Source organism: Marinobacter sp. ES-1, assembly GCF_000475255.1.
Classification (GTDB): Bacteria; Pseudomonadota; Gammaproteobacteria; order Pseudomonadales; family Oleiphilaceae; genus Marinobacter; species Marinobacter vinifirmus.
Genome location: NZ_AXBV01000079.1, coordinates 1 through 7,061 on the forward strand (window position 1 = coordinate 1; position 7,061 = coordinate 7,061).

Annotated in this window: 6 protein-coding genes; 3 read left to right on the forward strand and 3 right to left on the reverse strand. The window is 50.6% G+C overall.

Annotated features, from left to right (window positions below):
* Window positions 1-155: 155 nt before the first annotated feature.
* Window positions 156-1,871 (forward strand): competence protein CoiA family protein, encoded by a 1,716-nt coding sequence (locus Q668_RS13715; RefSeq protein WP_022990192.1) that lies wholly within the window; start codon window positions 156-158, stop codon window positions 1,869-1,871.
* Window positions 1,872-2,055: 184 nt separating this feature from the next.
* Here the strand turns inward: Q668_RS13715 and Q668_RS13720 are convergent, their stop codons facing one another.
* Entirely contained in the window at window positions 2,056-2,733 is a 678-nt protein-coding gene (locus Q668_RS13720; protein WP_031210228.1) for a hypothetical protein, read from the reverse strand.
* A 100-nt stretch (window positions 2,734-2,833) separates the two neighbouring features.
* Window positions 2,834-3,235: a GFA family protein gene (locus tag Q668_RS16945; RefSeq protein WP_200861363.1), complete on the reverse strand. Its 402-nt coding sequence runs from the start codon at window positions 3,233-3,235 to the stop codon at window positions 2,834-2,836.
* Between the two features lie 371 nt (window positions 3,236-3,606).
* Here Q668_RS16945 and Q668_RS13730 point away from each other — a divergent pair, with 371 nt between their 5' ends.
* Window positions 3,607-4,785: a PLP-dependent aminotransferase family protein gene (locus Q668_RS13730; protein ID WP_161628531.1), complete on the forward strand. Its 1,179-nt coding sequence runs from the start codon at window positions 3,607-3,609 to the stop codon at window positions 4,783-4,785.
* Between the two features lie 32 nt (window positions 4,786-4,817).
* Window positions 4,818-5,729 (forward strand): helix-turn-helix domain-containing protein, encoded by a 912-nt coding sequence (locus Q668_RS16640; protein WP_022990195.1) that lies wholly within the window; start codon window positions 4,818-4,820, stop codon window positions 5,727-5,729.
* 663 nt (window positions 5,730-6,392) lie between these two features.
* On the opposite strand, the gene Q668_RS13745 is transcribed toward Q668_RS16640, so the two are convergent.
* The gene (locus Q668_RS13745; protein ID WP_022990197.1) at window positions 6,393-6,935 is read right to left on the reverse strand and encodes a DinB family protein; all 543 of its coding nucleotides are present in this window, start codon (window positions 6,933-6,935) and stop codon (window positions 6,393-6,395) included.
* Between the last annotated feature and the right edge of the window lie 126 nt (window positions 6,936-7,061).

Consider the following 7,061-nt stretch of genomic DNA (forward strand, 5'->3'; position numbering starts at 1 on the left):
CCTTCAGCGGTTTACGCAGCCTGTTGATCCCTGTATTTCCGGAATTTCCGGAATGGAACGAATAACTGCTTGTTTTTGATGATTATCCGCCGTGACCGAAGACAACTCAACTTAACAGAGAGAGTTGTCGCCACGTGAAGGAAAGGAGATCAGAAATGGCAGTGGATACGAGCAACGACGGGCTGAGAGTTCCCTTCGGGCTTAGACAGGGGCGGCTCTACCCGCCTCAGGGTACCGAAAGGGGATTGGCGTGCGAATGCGTGTGCCCGGGCTGCGGCAGCGCTCTGATTGCTAACCAGGGTGAACGGAAGCGGCCTTACTTTTCGCACCATCAGTCACGGGAATGCCTTGGCGGATACGAGAGCGCCGTTCACCTGATGGCCAAGCAGATAATTGATGATCGCAGATACATTGTGATTCCGGAGTTCCGGCACAGTATTGGGAAAAAAATGCCGACCGGAGACGTTCTGTCAGAAGAAGTTGTCGTCCCCGGTCGAAGACTGGAGTTTGTCGACGTCCGGCTGGAGCAGACAGTGGATGGCTTGAGACCCGATGTGATTGGTGTGACCAGCGATGGAATCGAAATACTCATCGAGGTCTATGTCACCCATGCCGTCACCGGAGACAAACGGGAGCGATTCGCGAAAAAGAATCTGGTTGAACTGGACCTGAGCATGCTGCCGCAAGACCTGGTGACAAACGAACAGCTGTTCGCCGAAGAGGTGCTATCCGAAGCCAGCCGCGAATGGATTTCCTGCCAGCTGTACCGCGAGGAAATCAAGGCCGCTCACCAGACACTACATGAGAAGGTGAAGCGGTTCATTACCGAGCATCGGGCCGGCGTTGAACAGGCAAAGATAGAGCGTCAGCAGCGCCGATTAGCTGAACAGGCCGCAGAAAAGAGGAAGGTCGAGATAGAAAGCCGTAAATCTCGGCTTCGCGAACAATATAGTCGCCAACTTGAACAGCTCCAGACCCAGACATCCGATCAGCAACGTCAGGAACCGCGGCTGGATAGCGGTACATTACAGGCTATCGTTCAGCGCCTTCGGCGTGATGAGCTGCCAGCAGCACTGGCCCACGAACAAAATGGAGACTGGATTTTCAGGGTCCACCGCACCGTCTGGCAGGCGTTTATCTATAAACGGTTTATCCAGGGTAATTCTCGGAACAGTTTGCGGGCCAACGATGTGAAGCGAGCCGTTGTGCGAGAGTTTGGTCTGGTGGAGTGGATCGCGGAGCTTATCAAACTGAAGCATAAGCAAAAAATCCAGGGGTGCAACAGGGGCCAATGGTACGGAAAAAAGGGTGTCTGGTTTTTCACCGATGCCGAGAACCGGATGATCCCGAGTCCTTATCTTTTGGTTCTGAACTACCTCAAAAGGCTGGCTCGCGAAGGGCTGCTGACGCTGGAGCATCGAGGAGGAGATTCTTTCACCGTAAAATTCGATTCATTTTCAGCTCTGGACGGCTATAGAGCCGAACAGGCGGAGAAGGCACGACTTGTAGAACTGGAAGGGGAGAACGCCGCTCTCGAACTGCGAAAACCGGTCCGAGCTGAGCCTGAATGGCAACGGCTGGCTGAAATCGAGAGGAGGAAAAAATATACCGAAGACAACGAAAAACGAATCGCGCACCTGCTCGCCCTGGTCAACTCTTTGTTCGTCAAAAAGGGCGTGAAGGATGTGAAGCGGTGTAACCATTGTAGCCACTTTCAGGAGCTTACTGATGGTGATTCCTGTAAGGAGTGCAACTGCTCGAAGCTATGGGATATTGAATTGACCAGCTCGTATCTGGAGACACTGCCGCACCGGTTGCGATGTTTACCATTGTTTCCGCCAATGGGAGCAGGTCGCAGAGAGCATGGCTGATAGGAAATGTCATGATTTAGCCCTCTTTAGAGGGTGAGGGCCTATAAGTATGGCTCACAAGACTGACTTCTGCCCGCTGAAGGGTTTAGCAGAGGTCGCAAAGCGAACATTCAGATGGTTCGATAACGCTTGGCGTTGCGGCGTGCCGGAGCGCAGCGTAGGCGCGTCCGCCAATAGCTACTGGTTATACGGAATTTGCCACCAACATCTCAGTAGCACCTTTTTGAAACCGGTAACTAACAGGCTGCAATGAGACATCAATCCCATCGGCAGATAATGCGGTCATTACCTGATCCAAATGCTTCGAGACCTCTCCGTCTAAGGATAAAACAGGAAAGACACGGACTTCGGTCGCCACTCTGCATAGCTCCCGCATTGATTTAAGGTGAGTTGCCCCATCCACATGGTCACTGTAGAGAAAAAGATAGTGGGAGCAGAGTGCCAAATCGAACTCGAAGTCGGAAAACGGTAATGATGGCAAAGACGCTGATATATACCGCCCTTGCTGACAACCGGCATCAAAGTCGGCCAGGAACCCCGACATGGCATTCATACGGACCTCGCCAAGATGCTCGACGCTACTCAGTGACCTCCAAATATACTTGTCTGCGTCCTGCCGCATCTTAGTCATGATTTCAGGGTAAACTTCATCAATACGACGACGTATTTCGTCGACTTGAAACTGGTAAACCGGATCACAGGAAACAACTTGGCACCCACGCTCTGTTGCCTCTACATTGAAGCTTGCGGGGCCATCACCGCAACCTAGGATTTTCTTGTTCAGATCATCATCCGATAGCCCAAACATCGCTTGGTATTCCTTTAGCGATCGCCCCCACGGTACTACATTAGCTAAATCCAAAATCGACTCTCCTTAGTCTGTATGACGCCAAAACAAGCGACGACCCGATAGGGGCGTCCGGTGGACGGTCGCCAGGCCGGGAATGAACTTGATCGATTTGTTAAATGTCGTCGCGCCATTCCTTATACTTACACACTCTATCGGACTCAAGCCATGGCACGTCGTGCGAAACCCAAATATGAGCCTCTGGCTTCAAACCGGGATCATCGTCCAGAGTGGCCACCCGAACAATTACGTGTGGCTGCGCAGGCCTCTCGGCGACCAAATGAGAACCACAGCGTTTGCAAAAATGGCGCGATTTGCCAGGAGATGATTCGAACGTAGAAATAGAATTTATGCCGCTGAGCCAACGGAAGTTCTCGCGCTTTACTCCCGCAGTGGCGGCAAATGAGGCCGCATGGGCTTTACGACAAGTCTGACAATGACAATGCACAATCGGCATATCCACAGAGTCGATCTCGTAACTTATCTCGCCACACAAACAGCTTCCCTTCAGCCCCATAGGGGATCTCCTTCTGTACATTGAACGCTTGGCTTTGCGGCGTGCCGGAGCGCCAGCGGTGGGAACCGATGCGGTTAGCGTTTGGTGTGGACTTCCCCCAATAAATTGGACGCGTCCCATCGGCTAAAGCGGTTGGTAACATGGTTAAATGCCATACCGCTTCTATCACGCCAGCGGCCAACAAGGAGCAAAGTAACACAAATTTCGCAATCTGAACCAAGACAAGCACTTTCATCCGGCCCTACCATTTATAACACCGCGAAATAGTTACCTACACGCCAGAAGATGCTTCTGGAAAAACAAATGGATTTGAAATGAGCCATCGATCATCAAGCTCCTCCGAGAGCATTCTTTCTCGTCGAATGCAGACAATGAGCAGTTCCGCGATAAGGGATCTGCTCAGGCATTCCAAAATCCCTGGTATGATCTCACTGGCGGGAGGAATACCCGCACCAGATCTCATAGATACCGAAGGGCTTGAAGCGGCCACTTTCCGAGCTGTTGAAAGTGCAAGAAATGCCACCTATCAATATGGACTGACCGAAGGAGAATTGTTCTTAAGGGAAGAAATTGCCTCCCGCATGGTAGCGCAGGGAATCAGCGCGGAACCCGACCATATTCTAGTTACAAGCGGTTCGCAGCAGGCGCTCGACATTGTAGCCAGAGCCTTTCTTGATGAGGGTGATAGTGTGTTGGTTGAAGAGCCAACCTATCTGGCCGCATTACAGGTTTTCAATATGGCAGGAGCGAAGACATTAGTATTCCAAGGTGATCAGTACGGCATTGATTTCACACGATTGGAATCATTGGTTGCCAATAACCGTATTAAGCTGATGTACCTTGTTCCCAACTTCAGTAATCCAACCGGCACAACCCTGCGACTTCCCGAAAGGACAAAACTTGTTGAGTTTGCTATCCGTCATGACATTATGATCGTTGAAGACGACCCATACGGAGATCTTCGATACGACGGAGAGCATGTTGCGTCACTCTTTGAAATAGCCGAACAGTCATTTAACTCGAAAAACCGGGTTATCTACATTTCGTCTTTTTCAAAAACTGTCGCCCCCGGATTACGCTTGGGTTGGTGTATTCCCCCGGAGAGCTATTTTCACTCGCTATGCCGTGCCAAGCAATCTATGGACCTTCACAGTAGTACGCTTTCGCAATACACTGCAGGTTATTACCTGAAAAGCGGCCGTCTTGATGGCCGGCTTCAACTTCTTAAAAAGGCCTACAAATGCCGGCGCGATGCGCTGATAAAAGCTATTTCGGAACATTTGCCAGACGCCCTCGAACTCAACGTGCCCGACGGTGGGATGTTCCTCTGGGGGCGATTTGCAAACGGACTGGACGCATCACTCGTTCTTCAGCAAGCTCTAAGCCATCACGTGATGTTTGTTCCGGGGAAATATTTTTATTGTGAGATACCTGACTTAAGTTCGGTTCGCCTTTCGTTCTCAACGATCACGCCCTCCCTGGCGGACGAAGCTGTTAAGCGGCTTGCGATTGCGATCCAGCGGACGGAACAACGCGAAACTCAAGGGTAGCGAAAACACCGACCATTTTAAACGGAGTTTTTATGGGCCTGAAACAATTCAACTTCCAACATGAAGACGATCGACAACAACTTCTCGCCAACAACGATGGCAGGGGAAGCCGTGAGTATGGATGGCAGAGCATCTTTTTCGAGCGGGTAGAAAAAGATCATTTTGAAACCATTGAACATGCTTTGACCGGTCATTACTTAATGGTAAAGCTCAATTCGGCCGCTCAGGCTAACCGACGCGTAGATGGTACTGTCCGAAAAGAATCGCAAAACAGGGGCTCTGCAGTGTATCTGCCCCACAACTGCCCCCACCAGGTCAGTTATACATCGCCATTGGGTAAGCTGCTGTTGATGACCATCCCAGAGAAACTTGTTTCAAGCGTGGCTGAGGAAATGGGCGTTAGCCGCTTCCAGGGCCACCCTCTGTTTTTCAAACAAAACAGCTTGCTTCTGGAAACCGCTCTGGCAATCGACAATGAAATCCGAGACGGCAACCCGCATGGTCCAATGTTTGCCGAATTTTATGGTAAAGCGTTGGCGGCACAGATCATCTGCGAAAACACAAGGAGAGTGAGAACCGATAACGCCACCAGGTCAACCTTGACAAATAGGCAAGTTCGCTGGATCGATGAATATATCGAAGCGAATCTTTCCTATCGAATCTTTGTAGATGATTTAGCTCAGCAAGTAGCTTTAAGTCCTTTTTATTTTTGTCGTGTATTCAAATCCGCAACCGGCGATTCACCTCACGTTTATATATTAAGAAAGCGAATAGAATATGCAAGTCAGTTACTCCAGAGCAACGAATACTCCATTTTAGAAATTGCACTTTCTTCTGGCTTCTCAGACGCCTCCAACTTTTCAAAACAATTCAAGAAGTTTACCGGACAAACCCCATCGAACTATCGTAGAGGATTTGAAAAACGACCAATCTTCCTCATGTGAAACCTTTGTGAGGATCGAGTGATTCACAGAGACAAAGTAATGAGTAACCGTGGGGTCAGGGTCACACTGTACGTATACCCGCCAAACTGCACACCAACGCTTAAGAGCCGGACGACTGCTCTATTAAAAGCTTCTGATGAATCGCCGACGACCACACACCACTGAACTCCGAAAGTGCGCTGATGTTAATTCCCGGGACGGGGACTCTGGCGCTGATGGGGCTTGGTTTGCTGAGTGTGGGTGTTGCGAGAACCAGGAAAGGCCAGTGATTGACATCCTCGCCCACCCGAAGGCGATTTCTGCGGCGCTAGGTGGCGGCTTTAAGCCGCAACTGAGTCGCTTCGTTGGGTGACTGCTACTGGCGACCTTATTGCATCGATCACTTCACGGGCGAACGGGGCGGGCACCGCCCTTACAAAGTTGATCGTGCCAACCGTGCCAGCGTTGTCTTCAAAGCCGCACTCGATCCAGTGGAACAGCGCTTGGGTTTTGAGGCTCTGAAGGAAAGCTCTCAATCGAATGTTCGCTTCTGTTTAGCTGAGTTCAGAGGATGCCCTGGTCGCAAAGCGAACGTTCAGATTTCGGAATAACGCCGCTCAGCACGCGCGGCTACGAAATGGAGGCGAAGCCGCAATGTAGTAGACGTCGCCGTGGCTGGCCTGGTTATACATGAGTTTCCTCCGGAATCTGAGTCAATAGGTCAGTAACCCCGATATCCACACCAGCCTGCGATAGCAAAGTAGAAACTTGGCCTCGGTGGTGAGTCTGATGGTTAAAGAAGTGAAGAACCAGGCTCGAATATCGTTTCTTGGCCGGGATCCCTTTGGTGTTGTGGTAGCTGAGAACGAAATCCAGATCACTTTCGGATAGCTCAGATATCCATTTGATAATCTCCCGATCCAACCAGATCCGATGCTCAGATAAGCTACCAAGATCCTCAAAGACTAACTCATCCAGGCTCGTCGGATTTCGAAGATCAGCGACCTCCCGCAACGAGTTCAGGCAGGACGGATGGGTAGCAAACCGTTTGAGCCAGATGGTGTCACCAACGACGATGTGATTCAGAGTCCCCAGGATGGAGCTAAAAAAGGCCCCACGGTCTTTGGCTAAATCTATTGCAGTGAGGTGCGCTGCAGCTTCATAAACCTTTGAGTTCATCCATTGATTGTAGTTGGACAGCAATTCAAAGTGACCTTTCAGGCTCATCTGAGTTCCTTCTCATGTATAACGCCAGCAATAAACGGCGGCTTTTACGCAGCGAAGCGGAGAAAAAGCCGTCCGGTGGAGGCCCATCGGGCCGGAACGAATTTGATTGCCTTGTATGGATAATTT

Bases quoted from the DNA above. Each gene is read 5' to 3' on its own strand.
- Q668_RS16945 (WP_200861363.1), bottom strand. From the start codon at position 3,235: ATGGGGCTGAAGGGAAGCTGTTTGTGTGGCGAGATAAGTTACGAGATC.
- Q668_RS16640 (WP_022990195.1), top strand. From the start codon at position 4,818: ATGGGCCTGAAACAATTCAACTTCCAACATGAAGACGATCGACAACAA.
- Q668_RS13745 (WP_022990197.1), bottom strand. From the start codon at position 6,935: ATGAGCCTGAAAGGTCACTTTGAATTGCTGTCCAACTACAATCAATGG.
- Q668_RS13730 (WP_161628531.1), top strand. From the start codon at position 3,607: ATGAGCAGTTCCGCGATAAGGGATCTGCTCAGGCATTCCAAAATCCCT.
- Q668_RS13715 (WP_022990192.1), top strand. From the start codon at position 156: ATGGCAGTGGATACGAGCAACGACGGGCTGAGAGTTCCCTTCGGGCTT.